This window comes from Photobacterium sp. DNB23_23_1 (assembly GCF_052873815.1).
In genome coordinates this window covers 12,770-29,715 of sequence record NZ_JBNNXT010000058.1, presented here as the reverse complement: position 1 = coordinate 29,715, position 16,946 = coordinate 12,770, and the positions used below count along the sequence as shown (strand labels likewise).

13 protein-coding genes are annotated in these 16,946 nt (G+C 48.0%); 6 read left to right on the top strand and 7 right to left on the bottom strand.

All coding sequences use genetic code 11. The annotated features are described in order from the left end of the window. Positions 1-258: 258 nt before the first annotated feature. Positions 259-807 carry a regulatory protein ToxS gene (locus tag ACVA53_RS23305; RefSeq protein ID WP_255040186.1) on the bottom strand — a complete coding sequence of 183 codons (549 nt, stop codon included), beginning with the start codon at positions 805-807 and terminating at the stop codon, positions 259-261. Continuing rightward, complete coding sequence (locus tag ACVA53_RS23300) at positions 798-1,664, bottom strand: winged helix-turn-helix domain-containing protein (RefSeq protein ID WP_446506416.1); 867 nt, start codon at positions 1,662-1,664, stop codon at positions 798-800. Before ACVA53_RS23300 ends, ACVA53_RS23305 begins: the two co-directional genes overlap by 10 nt. Positions 1,665-1,921: 257 nt before the next feature. On the opposite strand from ACVA53_RS23300, the gene htpG reads away from it, so the two are divergent. From htpG to ACVA53_RS23275, 5 genes are all read left to right on the top strand, one after another. Next, positions 1,922-3,820 carry a molecular chaperone HtpG gene (htpG, locus tag ACVA53_RS23295; RefSeq protein WP_446506415.1) on the top strand — a complete coding sequence of 633 codons (1,899 nt, stop codon included), beginning with the start codon at positions 1,922-1,924 and terminating at the stop codon, positions 3,818-3,820. A 184-nt stretch (positions 3,821-4,004) separates the two neighbouring features. Then, a complete protein-coding gene (gene adk, locus ACVA53_RS23290; RefSeq protein ID WP_255040183.1) occupies positions 4,005-4,649 on the top strand; it encodes an adenylate kinase in 645 nt (214 codons plus the stop codon). A 182-nt stretch (positions 4,650-4,831) separates the two neighbouring features. Further along, the gene (gene hemH, locus ACVA53_RS23285; RefSeq protein WP_446506414.1) at positions 4,832-5,827 is read left to right on the top strand and encodes a ferrochelatase; all 996 of its coding nucleotides are present in this window, start codon (positions 4,832-4,834) and stop codon (positions 5,825-5,827) included. Positions 5,828-5,990: 163 nt separating this feature from the next. Continuing rightward, a complete protein-coding gene (locus ACVA53_RS23280; RefSeq protein ID WP_255040181.1) occupies positions 5,991-7,295 on the top strand; it encodes an inosine/guanosine kinase in 1,305 nt (434 codons plus the stop codon). 141 nt (positions 7,296-7,436) lie between these two features. Then, the gene (locus tag ACVA53_RS23275; protein ID WP_255040180.1) at positions 7,437-7,976 is read left to right on the top strand and encodes an outer membrane beta-barrel protein; all 540 of its coding nucleotides are present in this window, start codon (positions 7,437-7,439) and stop codon (positions 7,974-7,976) included. An 81-nt stretch (positions 7,977-8,057) separates the two neighbouring features. Here ACVA53_RS23275 and asnB read toward each other — a convergent pair whose 3' ends face one another. The 5 genes from asnB to nagB all read right to left on the bottom strand — a co-directional run bounded on the left by asnB (position 8,058) and on the right by nagB (position 15,056). Then, positions 8,058-9,722 (bottom strand): asparagine synthase B, encoded by a 1,665-nt coding sequence (gene asnB / locus ACVA53_RS23270; RefSeq protein ID WP_255040179.1) that lies wholly within the window; start codon positions 9,720-9,722, stop codon positions 8,058-8,060. A 348-nt stretch (positions 9,723-10,070) separates the two neighbouring features. After that, positions 10,071-11,657 carry a cation:proton antiporter domain-containing protein gene (locus ACVA53_RS23265; protein WP_446506413.1) on the bottom strand — a complete coding sequence of 529 codons (1,587 nt, stop codon included), beginning with the start codon at positions 11,655-11,657 and terminating at the stop codon, positions 10,071-10,073. 230 nt (positions 11,658-11,887) lie between these two features. Continuing rightward, entirely contained in the window at positions 11,888-13,102 is a 1,215-nt protein-coding gene (gene nagC / locus ACVA53_RS23260) for a DNA-binding transcriptional regulator NagC (protein ID WP_255040177.1), read from the bottom strand. Positions 13,103-13,104: 2 nt separating this feature from the next. Then, the gene (nagA, locus tag ACVA53_RS23255) at positions 13,105-14,241 is read right to left on the bottom strand and encodes an N-acetylglucosamine-6-phosphate deacetylase (RefSeq protein WP_255040176.1); all 1,137 of its coding nucleotides are present in this window, start codon (positions 14,239-14,241) and stop codon (positions 13,105-13,107) included. Positions 14,242-14,255: 14 nt separating this feature from the next. Next, positions 14,256-15,056, bottom strand: a complete 801-nt coding sequence (gene nagB, locus ACVA53_RS23250; RefSeq protein WP_255040175.1) for a glucosamine-6-phosphate deaminase — start codon at positions 15,054-15,056, stop codon at positions 14,256-14,258. A 255-nt stretch (positions 15,057-15,311) separates the two neighbouring features. Between nagB and nagE the strand changes: the two genes are divergently transcribed. After that, positions 15,312-16,802, top strand: a complete 1,491-nt coding sequence (gene nagE, locus ACVA53_RS23245; protein WP_255040174.1) for an N-acetylglucosamine-specific PTS transporter subunit IIBC — start codon at positions 15,312-15,314, stop codon at positions 16,800-16,802. Positions 16,803-16,946 lie beyond the last annotated feature (144 nt).

Genomic DNA, 16,946 nt, shown 5'->3' with positions numbered 1-16,946 from the left:
GTCCCCAAAGGGTATCAAAAATGTGTTCAAGAGAGTGGATCAACCTGACCAGTTAATTTTCCAGTTTGGTATAAGAACAAAGAGCAAGAGCTTGAAATCTAGTGGGCTTTTCTAAAATCTGCATCGCCTATCGCCTATCGCCTATCGCCTATCGCCTATCGCCTATCGCCTATCGCCTATCGCCTATCGCCTATCGCCTATCGCCCAAAAAACAAAACCGCCCATTGCTGAGCGGTTAATTAAGTTCGAATGTTTGGCTTACAGCGAGTAAAGAATATGCGAGCCGTACGACAAGCTGGTAAGCAAGATGGTCTTCTCGTCAATGATATCCATTCTTCGGCTCTGCTGAGCATCCATACGGTAAATTTGGTTGATGATCTGCAGATGTTCCGGTTGGAAGTCTTCATTGGTGCCTGAAGTAATATCTTTGAATTCCAGAGGTTCGGTCAGTAGGTACTTACCGCTGACATCCCACTTGCCTGACTCCGATATATGGATGGTGAGTGGTTGTTCATTGTCACTGAAAAGCCTCATCAAGGTGATGCGCGAATAAGTGTAGTTCGGTAGGTATACCACATGGCTGGTTTGCTCGACACGGCGCAGCATACCGAGTTGCTCTATCTCGGTCTCTTCGATGCGGCTTACAGTCTTTGATTGCCACTCGCGAGAGAGCAGGAGTTGCTCTTGCATGTAGTCGCTGGAGTAATAAAGCCAAGTACTGAACAGGACGGATAGGCCAAACAGGATAAATGCCCAATACCGATAAACAAAATGTTTTGCGGTCTGTTTGTGAGTATTTACTGACATATCGAAACATTGTCCTTATGGCTAGTCAACAAACGAAGGGTCACATTCTCAGCTGGATTATCAAACGAGTGAACATAGTTAACCCACAGCTGAGAGTGTTGGCCGCCAGACACAATGACTTCCATTGGACGCTTGTCTGCCGGGTGGTAGCTAAGATAGCTTTCAACGCATTGGGTGATCATGCCTTGCCATTGTGTTAGCGAAGGATGGTTGGCCGGGGTAAGGACCGGAACATCATCGACAACGGCAAAAGGCTCGAAAGCCGCTGACTTTGGTGGCATTCCGAGGTTAACAAGAATAGGTAATAGCAGGGCCATCAGTACCAGTACACCAGAGATCGCTGCCATCGGTAGTGGGCGTTTTGGAGTCTGTGAATGAGAAGCAGGTGAATACGTTTTGGCTGTCGTGACCTGCTGGCTGTGCTCAAACAGTTCACGTTCAATTTCAGACGGCTCGTCCAATTTCTCGGCCAGTGTTTCAGCCTGCGCGGCACTGGTGCTAGAGTCGATCTCTGACAGCGACTCAACCATGGCAATCATCTGGTAACCGCGTTTGGGTACGGTTTTGATGAATTCCGGTGATTTTGTGGAGTCTTTAAGCGCTTTTCTTAAGGTAGAAATGGCTTGGGTCAGGCTTGAGTCATCCACCTCAAAACCTTGCTCTCGCCATACATATTCATGTAGGCGGTGGCGAGTGATGATGGCTCCTGGATCTTCGATAAGCAAACTGAGAGCCCGGCTTTCATTACTGCCGAGGCGAGTAAGCTCATCACTTTCGTGTTGGTCGATCAAGCTGTTGTCATATGGATCAAACAAAAAACGTTGACCAATAAGGAATTTACTTTCTAATTTATTCATTTTTAGCACCAAGGGTACGCCTGCGGCGAATATATACCATGCATACCCTGAATCTCATCTGAATGTAAAAATTATAAAAAACGGTTCTGAAAAAACATCAAAAACATAAAAGCTGCATTTTAGGTTGAAATTGATGCGTTTGGCCACATCTATATACTCAGGCACTTTGCTTAAAGTGAAATGTAAAGGGATGCAGCACCAGGTATGCGGCTGTTTTAGACCCCTGAATGTTTATTGATACAAGTTTCGGAGTTGAAATGAGCGAACACACTATCCATAAAAACAAGGAAACCCGTGGTTTTCAGTCTGAGGTGAAGCAGCTGCTGCAATTGATGATTCATTCTTTGTACTCCAACAAAGAGATCTTTTTGCGCGAGTTGATTTCTAATGCGTCCGATGCCGCAGATAAGTTGCGTTTCCGTGCACTATCTCAGCCAGACTTGTATGAAAATGATGCCGAGCTTGGCGTGAAGCTATCTTTCAACGAGCAGGCTGGTACGCTAACCATCAGTGACAATGGCATCGGTATGAGTCGCGATGATGTGATTGAGCACCTGGGTACGATTGCCAAGTCAGGTACTAAGGACTTCTTCGCCAAGCTGAGCGAAGATGAGACGAAAGACTCTCAGCTGATTGGCCAGTTCGGTGTCGGCTTTTATTCTGCTTTTATCGTGGCAGATTCCGTGACCGTGAATACCCGTGCAGCGGGTGTTGCAGCCGATCAAGCGGTGTCATGGCAGTCGGGTGGTGAAGGTGACTACACGATTGAAGATATCGAAAAAGAGAGCCGAGGTACCGAAATCGTGCTTCACCTTCGTGAAGACGAGAAGGAATTCCTGAGTGAGCACCGCTTGCGTGAGATCATCGGCAAATACTCGGATCATATCGGTATTCCTGTTCATATCCAAACCGTTGAGCGTGACGAGGAAGGGAAGGAAACAGGTCGTAAGTGGGAGCAAATCAATAAAGCGCAAGCGCTTTGGACCCGCAATAAGTCAGATATTTCTGAAGAAGAATACAAAGAATTCTACAATCATGTATCCCATGATTTTGCCGAGCCGTTGACCTGGAGTCATAACCGCGTTGAAGGTAAGCAGGATTACACCAGCCTGCTGTATATCCCATCGAAAGCGCCTTGGGACATGCACAATCGCGACAGCAAGCACGGCCTGAAACTGTATGTTCAACGCGTCTTCATTATGGATGACGCTGAGCAGTTTATGCCGTCTTACCTGCGCTTTATGCGCGGCCTGATTGACTCGAACGATTTACCGCTGAACGTATCGCGAGAAATCCTACAGGACAACAAGGTAACTCAGTCACTGCGCAAGGCGTGTACCAAGCGTGCCCTGACCATGATGGAGCGTTTGGCGAGCAAAGACGCTGACAAATACCAAACGCTGTGGAATGAATTCGGTCAGGTACTGAAAGAAGGCCCGGTGGAAGATTTCACTAACCGTGAGAAGATCGCTAAGCTACTTCGTTTCAGTTCGACCTATGCCGAAACCGTTGAGCAGACCGTTTCGCTTTCTGGTTACATCGAGCGGATGAAAGAAGGTCAGGATAAAATTTACTTCCTGACGGCTGACAGCTTCAGCGCGGCGAAGAACAGCCCACACCTAGAGCAGTTCCGCAGCAAAGGGTTGGAAGTGCTGCTAATGCATGATCGCATCGATGAGTGGTTGATGGGTCACTTGCCTGAATTTGATGGTAAGTCGTTCCAAGCGATCACCAAAGCCGACCTTGATCTGTCTGCCTTTGAACAGGAAGAAGAGAAAGAGAAACGCAAGGAAACAGAAGAAGCCTTCCAATCGGTAGTTGAGCGAAGCAAAACGTACCTTGGCGAAAGGGTGAAAGACGTACGTACTACGTTCAAGCTAAAAGACACCCCAGCAGTTGTGGTTACCGATGAAAATGAGATGGGTACCCAAATGGCGAAACTTCTGGCTGCTGCAGGCCATGACGCACCAGAAGTCCAATACATCTTTGAGTTGAACCCGGAGCACCCTTTGGTGATTAAGATGGCTGATGAAGCTGACGAGGAAGTCTTTGGCCGTTGGGTGGAAATGTTGTTGGGGCAGGCGATGCTGGCGGAGAAGGGCACGATGGACGATCCATCCCAGTTCCTTGCCGCGGTGAATAAACTGCTTGGCTAATGTAAGGGAAAAATAGCGCCGGAGTAGGGTATGACGAAGGTCTAATCGCCAGCTACCGGTGTCAAATTGTATTCTGATACAGCATGTAACCGCAGCCCAGTCAGGGACTGGGCTTGCGACTACGGCTTAATCAGTGTATTTTTCACTTCTTTGAAAACTCCATTCAAATCTAAAGGGGAACAAGATGCGCATCATTCTTCTGGGCGCTCCAGGTGCAGGTAAAGGTACTCAGGCACAATTCATCATGGAGAAATTTGGTATTCCACAGATTTCTACTGGTGATATGCTACGTGCGGCAATCAAGGCTGGTACTGAGCTAGGTAAACAAGCGAAATCCGTCATTGATGCTGGCCAGCTTGTGTCAGACGACATCATCCTAGGTCTGGTTAAAGAGCGTATTGCTGAAGACGACTGTGCAAAAGGCTTCCTGCTTGACGGCTTCCCACGCACAATTCCTCAGGCTGATGGCCTGAAAGAAATTGGCGTTGAAGTTGACTACGTGATCGAATTTGACGTAGCTGACGACGTGATCGTTGAGCGTATGGCTGGCCGTCGTGCCCACTTAGCTTCTGGTCGTACTTACCACGCAATTTACAACCCGCCGAAGGTTGAAGGTAAAGACGACGTAACAGGTGAAGATCTTGTTGTTCGTGATGACGACAAAGAAGAAACTGTACGTGCTCGCCTAGGTGTATACCATGAGCAGACAGCTCCTTTGATTGCTTACTACAACAAAGAAGCAGACGCAGGCAACACTAAGTACCTTAAATTTGACGGTACTCAACCTGTAGCAACAGTAAGCGCAGAGCTGGAAAAAGCACTGGCTTAATCGCACGTTGCTTAGCAAGTTTTCAAGCGGGCTGGCCATTGGGTCAGCCCGCTTTTTTATTGCAGAAAAATGATCTAATTATTATCTGATAAGGTATAACCGACTGAAAAGAAAACTGATACAGTTATATCAACCCATAGTTGACTTGATCGGCCATTACCGCCGTTAGCGTGAAGGATGATATGAGCGAGCAAAACATAGATAACAATAATCAAACCCGCCCGTATGGGGTTCTGCTAGTTAATCTGGGAACACCTGATGAAGCAACACCGGCTGGAGTGAAGCGGTTTCTATCTGAATTCCTTCATGACCATCGTGTGGTTGATATGAGCCGTTGGCTATGGTGTCCGATCTTACACGGGGTAATTTTGCCTGTCCGCGCGCCGAAAGTTGCCAAGCTGTACCAGTCAGTATGGATGAATGAAGGCTCCCCACTGATGGTGTATTCGAAACGTCAGCAGCAGGCATTGCAAGACTCCCTGGGAGTACCCGTTGAGTTGGGCATGACCTACGGTAGTCCGAGTATGCTCGATGGCCTTGATGCACTCAAGCAGCAGGGCTGCGAACGCGTATTGGTGCTTCCTTTATACCCGCAGTACTCACGTACTACCACTGCGGCGGTGTTCGATAAAGTGGCGAAGGTGCTTAAGGCGAGGGCGGAGATCCCCGAGTTGCGCTTTGTGAACCACTATTTTGACCATCCTGATTACATCTCAGCGCTGGCTGAATCTGTTACTGATTTTTGGCAAGAGAACGGCAAGGCTGATTATCTGCTGTGTTCTTACCATGGGATACCAAAGCGCTATGCTGACAATGGCGACCCGTATCCTGAACACTGTAATGGCACCACGGCTCTGCTGGCTGAACAACTCGACATGCCGCGTGAGCAAATGAGTATGAGCTATCAGTCTATTTTCGGCCGTGAAGAATGGCTCAAGCCTTATACTGAAGGGACGATTCGAGAGTTGGCTCAAAAAGGCGTGAAGCGTCTTGATGTGATTTGCCCGGCATTTTCGGTGGACTGCCTAGAAACGCTGGAAGAGATCGCCGAAGGGTGCAAAGAGGTCTTTATTGAAGCCGGCGGGGAGAGTTTCAATTTGATCCCTTGCCTGAATGACAGCCCAGACCATATCAAATTAATGGCTTCGCTGGTAAAGCAACATAGCCAAGGTTGGTAGGGATTAACCTAATAGCGACCGAGTGTCGCCATAGCTTAACGCCCTGTATGGATAACTTTCCTGATTAGCTACAAAGCTCTCACATTCTGTGAGAGCTTTTTCTTTTTTGTTCTATATTCTGTGATAGAATTCGCAAAAATTTCTCAACAGACAGCTCATTGACATGAAATTTCCAGGCCAACGCAAATCGAAGCATTATTTCCCGGTCCATGCTCGTGATCCCCTTCTTAGTCAAGCTAAGCAAGACAAGCGACTAACACGCACGCATATTGTCGGTATTGACCAGACACTGGTTGATATTGAAGCATGCGTCGAAGATGAATTCCTGGAACGCTATGAGCTAAGTAAAGGTCACTCGTTGGTGATCTCCGATGAGAAAGCTGAAGCGCTATACCGTGAGCTGAAAGAAAAAGAACTGATCAGCCATGAATTCGCTGGTGGTACTATCGGTAATACCCTCCATAACTACTCGGTGTTGGCTGATGATAAATCGGTCCTATTGGGTGTGATGAGTAAAGATATCGAAATTGGCAGCTATGCCTATCGTTATCTGTGCAACACATCAAGCCGTATGGATATGAACCACCTGCAACCGGTCAATGGCCCTATCGGCCGTTGTTTCGCTCTGATCTCTAAAGAAGGCGAGCGCACTTTCGCGATCAACGAAGGGCGCATGAACCAGCTTGACCCAAGCAGCATTCCGGAAGATGTGTTTAAACGCGCTTCAGCCTTGGTACTCACCGCTTACCTGGTACGTTGTAAAGACGGCGACCCAATGCCAGCAGCTACCATGCAGGCCATTGAATACGCCAAGAAGCATGATGTGCCTGTCGTTCTGACATTGGGGACCAAGTTTGTGATTGAGGATGATCCACAGTGGTGGCGTGACTTCCTTCGTGATCATGTGACGGTTGTTGCGATGAACGAAGATGAAGCCGAAGCCCTGACCGGTGAATCTGATCCATTGATCGCCTCTGAAAAAACCCTTGAGTGGGTTGATTTGGTGCTTTGCACTGCAGGCCCTGTCGGTCTTTACACGGCTGGCTACACTGAAGATGAAGCCAAGCGTGAAACCAGCCTACCGTTGCTACCGGGTGAAATTCCTGAGTTCAACCGTTACGAATTCAGCCGCCCAATGCTGAAATCAGAGTGTCAGACCCCGATCAAGGTGTACTCTCACATTGCCCCATATATGGGTGGCCCTGAACGTATCAAGAACACCAACGGTGCCGGTGATGGTGCATTGTCTGCACTGTTGCACGATATGTCTGCGAACCGTTACCACAAAGACAATGTACCGAAGTCGAGCAAGCATCAGTTTGATTTCCTGACTTATTCGTCTTTCTCACAGGTTTGCTTGTACTCGAACCGAGTGAGCTACGAAGTATTGGCGCAGCATTCTCCGCGTCTGTCTCGTGGCCTGCCTGAGCGTGAAGACAGCCTGGAAGAAGCATATTGGGAACGCTAAGTTTTAGTGCCAATAGACGCTGAAAAAGAAGGTCAACGTAAGTTGGCCTTTTTTGTGTCACAAAGATAATGAAACAATTTAGTAACTTTTTGCTCTAGCATCTATGATTATTTTGCAGCATACAACAAGGAGAGAATAATCATGAAGAAGCATGCAGTGGCAATAGCAACATTATTAGCGTTGGGGGCGGCAACGCCAGCGTTAGCAGGGGTTACTTTGGAGCAGGGGACACAAGAGTTTGGCCTCCAAGGTAGTCTAGACCTTGACTATGTTGATGACTATCTGTTTGTCCTTAACACATCCTATGGCTATTTTATTCGTGAAGATTGGGAAATCGGTGGCGTGTTGGATGTAAGCATGAGTGACAGCTCACAGCAGTTCCAGCTAGGTGCTTTTACTGAGTATAACTTTACCAATAGCACTAACTGGGTGCCATATTTGGGTTTAGCAGCCCAAGTCGCAAACCTGTCAGGGAGTGATGGTGATTTTGACTTCGACTTTGAAGATGCGACTGCGATGACGCTTAAATTTGCAGGCGGGATTAAGTATTTTGTTAACCCACATGTAGCGATAAGTGCCGAGGTGAATTACAGCATCGCGACGGATGATATCAATGTGACGAAAGATGGCCTCGAAGATAGTTTCACTCGCTTTGTCTTTGGTACACGCTTCTACTTCTAGTTTGCGTAGCCAGTTAACACAAAAAACGAGAGACCAAGTCTCTCGTTTTTTTATATCACACCATAAAACTAGACGGTGGGGTTAGTAAGCTTCGTTGTGGACGGCAGCCACCGCTCGGCCTGATGGGTCCGCGCTGTTCTTGAAGCTCTCATCCCATTCGATGGCTTTGGCACTAGAGCAAGCGATTGATGGGCCACCTGGCACACATTTAGCTGCATCTTCGAGTGGGAACAGCTCTTCGAAAATCTCACGGTACACGTAAGCTTCCTTGGTTGTTGGTGTGTTGTATGGGAAGCGGAACTTCGCTGTTTCAAGCTGTTGATCAGACACTTTGGCTTCAGCAACCTCACGCAGGGAGTCAATCCAGCTATAGCCTACGCCATCAGAGAACTGCTCTTTCTGACGCCAAGCAACCGATTCTGGTAGGTAATGGCCGAAACACTCGCGCAGAATGTGTTTTTCCATCTTGCCGTTGCCACACATCTTGTCTTCTGGGTTAAGGCGCATAGCCACTTCCAGAAACTCTTTATCGAGGAAAGGAACGCGAGCTTCGATGCCCCATGCTGCCATTGATTTGTTGGCACGGGCGCAGTCAAACATGTTTAGTGCGAGTAGCTTGCGGACCGTTTCTTCATGGAACTCTTGAGCGTTAGGCGCTTTGTGGAAGTACAGGTAGCCACCGAAAACTTCGTCGGCACCTTCGCCTGACAGTACCATTTTGATACCCATTGCGCGGATCTTACGTGACATCAGGTACATCGGAGTCGATGCGCGGATGGTGGTAACATCGTAAGTCTCGATGTGGTAAATCACATCACGGATAGCATCAAGACCTTCCTGAACGGTATAAGTTAGTTCATGGTGCACGGTGCCGATGCTATCGGCAACAACCTTGGCTGCTTTTAGGTCCGGTGCGCCTTCTAGGCCAATGGCGAAGGAGTGCAGGGTTGGCCACCAAGCATCAGACTCTTCGTTATCTTCGATACGGCGAGCGGCAAATTTCTTGGTAATAGCTGAAATTACAGAGGAATCCAAGCCACCGGAAAGCAGTACACCGTAAGGTACATCAGTCATTAGCTGGCGTTTAACCGCACCTTCCAATGCATCGGTCAGCGCAACTTTATCCGTCTTGGCGTCAACCACTGCATCAAATTCCATCCAGTCGCGCTTGTAGTAGCGGGTTGGTTCACCGGCTTTGCTCCATAGGAAGTGGCCAGGAGGGAATTCACTGATTGATTTACAAACCGGAACCAATGCCTTCATTTCTGAGGCTACGTAGTAGTTACCGTGCTCGTCATAGCCATGGTATAGCGGAATGATGCCGATATGGTCACGGCCGATCAGGTAGGCATCTTCCTGCTCATCGTACAGGATAAAGCCGAAAATACCGTTGAGGTAATCAAGTAGCTCAGGGCCTTTCTCTTTGTATAGCGCCAGAATGATTTCACAGTCAGACTCGGTCTGGAACGGGTAGTCTGGGGCAAATTCAGCACGTAGCTCTTTGTGGTTGTAGATCTCACCATTTACCGCAAGGGCATGTGTTTTATCAGCATTGTAAAGAGGCTGTTCACCGCTGTTCAGGTCGACGATAGCCAGACGTTCGTGAACAAGAATGGCTTTATCCGATGAATAAATGCCAGACCAGTCAGGTCCGCGATGGCGCATTTTTTTAGACATTTCCAATGCGGTTTGACGTAATGCCGTTGCATCACTCTTGATGTCTAGGATCCCAAATACTGAACACATACTACCTACCCCAAAATTACTAAATGTTGCTATCCATGAAAATTGCCGGAATCAGCGTGGCGGAGTGCATAACCATATTTGTATAGGTTTGCATTTCTGATGCGTTAGCACTTTGTTATGTGCTAGGCAGTCTTGTCCACATCATCGCTGTCCTTTTGTTAATTGTTAAAATTGCGTATTCAACAATGAATTGCAACCATCAATTTCAATTCAATAAATAAAAAGAGCTGATGATGAATAATATTCAAAATTAACGCCAAATTCCGAATGAAAGTTAACTGTGGGTGATATTTTGCGCACAAAAACAAACAGCAGCCGAAGCTGCCGTTTTACCGTGAAGAGGTGAAATTAGTTCGACTTAATTTGTGGCGTCAAATGTTCACATACATGACGGGCAAAACCGCTACCGGCTTCATGGTAAATATTGAAGGCAGCATCGACTCCTAGTGCTTTGAGCTCTTCTTCGTCATCACTGTATTTGGCGATAGCGGCGATTTGGCCTTGGTAATTTCGCTCACGGATTTGCTCGAGGGCAAAATTATTGGCTTGGCTGTGCGGCATGGCAAGTAGGATCAGCTGGATATTTTGCTTGGAGATCACTCGGGCCCAAAAATCTGAGTCAGTTGCATCGCCGTGAATGACATGGCGGCCTTGAGCTTGGTGTAGATCAACAGAGTCTTCTCGGGCCTCGACACCGATGATCTTATTGCCGTAGGTTGCAACCAGCTCGTCATAGGCCCCACTGCCAATCCGGCCCATCCCCAAGATCAGAATTTGCTTATTTCCCAGATCAATCAGGCGATCACTGACATTGAGTTTTTCAGGTTCAAATTCCTTGAGCCACTTTGAGGCTCCTTTGTACAGGCGATGCCCCAAGCTGTTGAGCGGGGCGGCAACAAGAAATGAGAGGGAGACCGCAATCGCGATAGCGACCAAGAAGCTGCCTGGAAGCATCCCCATCTTGTAGGCGAGACCGCCGACGATAAGACCAAATTCACTGTAGTTAAACAGAGTCAGGGTACCGAGCAGGGAGGTGCGGACCCGGTATCGGAACAAATTAAAGATAACGTAGTACAAAATCCCCTTGATCGGTAGCATGAGCATCAGTAGCAGTGCCATCAGTAATCCGTCGAGCGTCGGCTGCTCTGCCAAGCCAATGTTGAGGAAAAAACAGACTAGCAATAGCTCTTTAAGGTTGAAAAGCGATTTTGACATCTCTGATGATTTGGGATGGGCAGCGAGCATCATGCCCATGATCAGCGCGCCGAGATCTGCCTTCATTCCGACGAATTCAAACAGGCCGGCACCGGCGACTAGCGCGAGGAAAATACCATAGAGCACCAGCATTTCACCGTGCCCGGCACGGTCAAGGATTTTAAACAGCGAAGGGCGCAGCAGTGGCAGGGCAAACAAGGCAAGGGCTGTGATTTCAGGGATCTTACCGGTCGACACGGTCAGGAAAAGCACCGCGAAGATATCCTGCATAACCAGGATCCCGATGGCTAGGGTACCGTAAGTTGCGTTGAGCTCGCCTTTTTCCTGTAGTGCCTTGATGGCAAATACGGTACTGGAGAACGACAGAGCAAAAGCAAGCAAGGCAATTTGCGCCACATCGAGACCTGCCATCATACCAACCCCTAGTTGCTTTAGGGCAAGTAAAGCGAGGGTAAACAGGCCGGTCGTAAGCAGGTTGTGCAGGGTGGCCCCCCCCCAAATTTCTTTGGTTAGCAGGGTTTTGACATCGAGCTTTAGGCCGATGGTAAAAAGCAGTAGTGTTACACCGAGATCAGCCAGGGTCGATAATACCGGGGTTGATTCATAGCCTGCGGTATTCAGGGCAAAGCCGGCGACAAGGAAGCCCACGAGCGGGGGCAACTTGCACCTAAGTGCGATAAAGCCAGCCAAGAAGGCGGCGATGATGTAGATAAGTTCCATGCTAGGCTGACATTCCTTTATGGTTTTTCGCCAGGCCAAATATGGATAAATTAGATGTGTGGACTGGCTGTTGGGTATGTACCTCTATCGATGAGGGTACTTTATTGACGGCAAAATATAACACGAAGGGCAGTCTTCTGTCTGAAGTCTGCCCTTAATATTTTGTAACAGGATGAACAATCTGAAAAGCTATCTTATTGCTTTGTTTTTCGCTTTACCCTTTGTTTTCGTTACTCTTCTAGCAAGCGTTGCAGCAAGACACCGTTAAGCATCGCACGCTTGATCATCGAAAATGCACCGATGGTCGGCTGGGTGTAGAGCACTGATTCAACGATTGGCAAGTCTTTGTTAAAGGTCGAAAGTGACTGGGTTTCCACGCAGCGGCGAATCGCCGGAAAAATCACATCTTTAGCTTGGGTAATATTACCCGCAACGATAATTTTCTGGGGGTTAAACAAGTTGATGGTCATTGCCAGGGCTTTGCCCAATTGATTACCCACCTTGATTAATGCTTGGCTTGCCAGTTCGTCGCCCTTATTGGCTGCTTCGCAGATGGCTGGCATGGTGACATCTTCCAGCTCTTGCAGTGAACTCGGGTAGCCTTGGTCAAGCAGGGCTTGAACGTGGCGGATAATCGCCGGATCGGCAGCGACGGTTTCTAGGCAGCCAAAGTTGCCACACTGGCACTTGTCGCCAAGTGGGTCGATCTGGATATGACCTATCTCACCGACATTTCGGTTAAAGCCCAAGAAGACCTGACCGTTGACGATGATCCCCGCACCGGTACCGTGGTGGACACTAACCAAAATAGAGTCTTTGCAGTCTTTGCTCGAACCGAAATAATGCTCAGCCAGTGCCAAGCCGCGGATGTCATTGCCGACAAAACAGGCAACACCGTATTTGTCAGTGATAATTTCCGACAACGGCAAGTTATCGACATCAATATGTGGCATGTACTCCACCACACCACTTTCCGGATCAATCAGGCCCGGTAGGGTAATCCCGAAGGCAACCAGTTCGCGCAGGATATTCTGGTTATCGGCAATGAACTTGCGGATATGTTCAAGCAAGCCATCAATAAGTCCTTGCGCGTTGGTATAGTGGAAAGAATGCGCTGTACCGACAATGTGCTTGCCGCTGAGATCATAAATCGTTAGCTCGATGTAGTTGCGCCCAAGACGAATCGCAATCGAGTGGAAAGGTGCTGACTCTGTGGTCAGCGAAATTGCACGCCGGCCTCCGGTGGAAGCCTGCTGCGCGACCTCTTTAATCAAGCCGCGCTCCAGCAGTTGGCGGGTGATTTTAGTAACACTTGCAGGTGCAAGCTGACTGATATCAGCAACCTGGATTCGAGATATAGGGCCTTGCAAGTCGATGAGCCGGTAAACAGCTGCACTATTCAGCTGTTTTACCAGATCAACATTACCTATTTGTCCGCCTGTCATAGTTAATTCTGCTCGTATTCGCCGTTAACAACAGTCGCCTGAACCTTGTAGTCACGATCAAAAATGGCTAAGTTTGCAACCATGCCTTTTTTGATGGCACCCAGTTTCTGATCAACGCTGATAGCGCGAGCAGGGTAGAGGGTAGCCATTCGAATCGCTTCGTCCAGGGCGATACCTGCATGTTCGACACTATTCTGAACCGCTTCGATCATTGTGAGTGCCGAACCACCAAGTGTGCCATTTTCATCAACACACTTACCATCACGGTAATATACTTTCTTGCCGACAAAAATAAAGTGATCCATGTCTGCTCCTGCAGGTGCAGTTGCATCGGTGACCAAAACAAGTTTGTTGCCTTTCATACGGTGGGCCAGGCGGATGTTGGCATAATCGACATGGAAACCATCAGCAATCACACCGGTATAGACCTCTGGCGTGTCATAAATGGCACCGACCATGCCTGGCTCTCGACCGGCCATAGGGGTCATAGCATTGAACAAGTGGGTAGCGAAACTGATCCCTGACGCAAAGCCTTTGCGGGCTTCGACGTAAGTGGCATTGGTGTGACCTGCAGATACTACTATCCCGGCTTCAACCAATTGCTCAATATGGCTATGGTCGTTTTGCTCCGGCGCTAGGGTTACCTTGGTCACCACATCGGCGTTTTCGCATATGGTGTTGATCATTGCATTGTCAGAGCGGCGGATATGGTCAACAGAGTGGATACCTTTTTTCATCACATTCAGGTAAGGACCTTCGAGGTGCAAGCCCAGTGAATGGTTTTGGTATTGACCCTGGTAGTCGCGCTCGGCAGCGATAGCTGCTTTCATATCTTCGTCTGAAGAGGTGATCAGCGTTGGCAGAAAGCTGGTGCAGCCTGATTTCAGGTTGGCACGGTGCATGGTATGGATCGTGTCGGCATTGATCTCATCATTGAGCATGACTCCACCACAGCCATTCAGCTGAAGGTCAATAAAGCCAGGTGTCAGATTGGCACCCTCAAGGTCACGGATTTCAATATCAGCAGGAAGTTCAGAAACGGGGCAGACAGCGTGAATGTTCACGCCGTCAATAATGACGGCGTGGTTATTCAGCACATCGCTACCGGTGTAAATACGACAATGGGTTAGCGCGTACATGAATAACTCCTTGATTATAGATGTTTGATGTTTTCAGCTTCAAGCTCACGGAAGTACTTCACTGTTTTCACTTTTAGCTCTTGTGTGGATGGTTCATCGCACACAAGAAGAGACTTAGGGTGAAGCTGAAGCGCAGACACTGTCCATAAGTGGTTAACTGAGCCTTCTACCGCCGCTTGTAGCGCTAGGGCTTTATTGTGACCGGTTACGAGTACCAAAATTTCGGCTGAATCCAGTAGGGTACCGACACCGATGGTCAGTGCGTATTTCGGTACTTGGTTGATATCGCCATCGAAAAATCGGGAGTTCGCGATGCGGGTATCTTCCGTCAGGGTCTTAATGCGGGTACGAGAGGCAAGAGAAGAGGCGGGCTCGTTAAAGGCAATGTGGCCGTCGTTGCCCACGCCGCCCATGAATAGGTTAATTTTGCCATATGACTTAATTTTCTCTTCGTAACGTAGGCATTCAGCGTCGTGATCTTCTGTGTTGCCGTTAAGCAAATTGATGTTTTCTTTTTTAATATCAACATGATTGAAGAAATTGTTGAACATAAAGCTATGGTATGACTCTGGGTGGTCAGCAGGGATACCAATGTATTCATCCATGTTGAAGGTAACAACATGCTTGAAGCTTACTTCGCCTGCTTGATAAAGCTCGATAAGACGCTTGTACGTAGCTAGCGGGGTGCCACCTGTTGGTAGGCCCAGCACGAAGGGACGTTCCGCTGTTGGCTTAAATTTGTTAATACGATCAGCAATATAGCGGGCTGACCACAAACCTACATCTTTAGCTTCATTCAGTGGGATTAGTCTCACAGTGACACCTCATTCCAAAATTAAATTACAGTCAAATCATAGCGTGATATCGCATTTGTTTCGCATGATAAAATAAGTTTTATGATCGAGCTAGCAAAATCGCCTGCTAATTGCCCATACTGGTGATTAAGATCACAAATGACGACCTTTTAATTTGCGGGGCGAAATAAAATTCTTAAACTGCAAGTAACTTAATCGGATAACTAAAATAAGTTATCCAAATCGATTCTAAGAAAACCATAGGGGGAACTAAGGGTGAATATTCTTGGATATTTTCAAAAAGTAGGTAAAGCATTGATGGTGCCAGTCGCCACGCTTCCTGCAGCTGCAATTCTAATGGGTATTGGTTACTGGATTGATCCGAACGGCTGGGGTGCGAACAGTGCACTGGCAGCCTTCTTGATTAAAGCTGGTGCCGCAATCATCGATAACATGTCTGTACTGTTTGCCGTTGGTGTTGCTTACGGTATGTCTAAAGATAAGGACGGTGCCGCGGCACTATCTGGTTTCGTTGGCTTCCTTGTTGTTACCACACTACTTTCTCCGGGCGCAGTTGCTCAGATTCAAGGTATTGACGCAAGCGCTGTTCCAGCGGCCTTCGGCAAAATCAACAACCAATTTGTTGGTATCTTGGTGGGTATCGTGTCTGCTGAGATCTACAACCGCTTCTCACACGTTGAATTGCATAAAGCACTGGCATTCTTCTCTGGTAAGCGTCTTGTACCTATCTTGACCTCTTTTGCTGGTATCTTTATTGCCTTCGTACTAATGTACGTATGGCCAACAGTTTACGGTGGTCTAGTAAGCTTCGGTGAAGGTATTCAGGGTATGGGTGAGCTAGGTGCGGGGATCTACGCATTCTTCAACCGTCTGCTAATCCCTGTGGGTCTTCACCACGCACTGAACTCTGTATTCTGGTTCGACGTCGCGGGCATCAACGATATCCCTAACTTCCTAGGTGGCGCGAAGTCAATTGCAGAAGGCGTTGCAACCCCAGGTGTTACTGGTATGTACCAGGCTGGTTTCTTCCCAATCATGATGTTTGGTCTACCAGGTGCGGCGCTAGCGATCTACCACACTGCTAAGTCAGAGAACAAAGATAAAGTTGCATCAATCATGATTGCTGCAGGTTTCGCTTCATTCTTCACCGGTGTTACTGAGCCGCTAGAATTCTCATTCATGTTCCTAGCACCAGGCCTATACGTACTTCACGCATTCTTAGCGGGTATCTCTGTATACATCGCAGCGTCAATGCAGTGGATTGCAGGCTTCGGTTTCTCTGCAGGTCTGGTTGATATGGTTCTATCAACACGTAACCCGCTAGCGGTTAACTGGTACATGCTGATTGTACAGGGCCTAGTATTCTTCGGCCTATACTACGCAATCTTCCGTACGGTTATCGTTAAGTTCAACCTGAAGACGCCTGGCCGTGAAGACGAAGATGAAACAGCATCGAATGCAGGTGGTTCTCAGGAAACGGGTGAGCTAGCTAAGCAGTACGTTGTTGCTCTAGGTGGTGTATCTAACCTAGAAAACATCGATGCATGTATTACTCGTCTACGTCTAACGCTAAAAGACAGCAGCCTTGCTGATGAGAAGACATTGAAAGCACTGGGTGCAATGGGTGTGGTTAAACTGGGTTCTAACAACCTACAGGTTATCCTGGGCCCTCTAGCTGAAATCGTTGCTGGTGAGATGAAGAAAGTCTCTCCAAGTGAAGATCTATCAGCGGTAAAACTGCCTTAATGACTTTTTCTTAAGTCATAGATAACGACTTTATCGGCCTCCAATCGGAGGCCGATATTCCATCAGACTCAATAGTCACCTGCGACCATACACTTCAAAGAAACGCCTTCCTTTCAGGTTTGTGCCTGCGGTTTTCGCTTATTG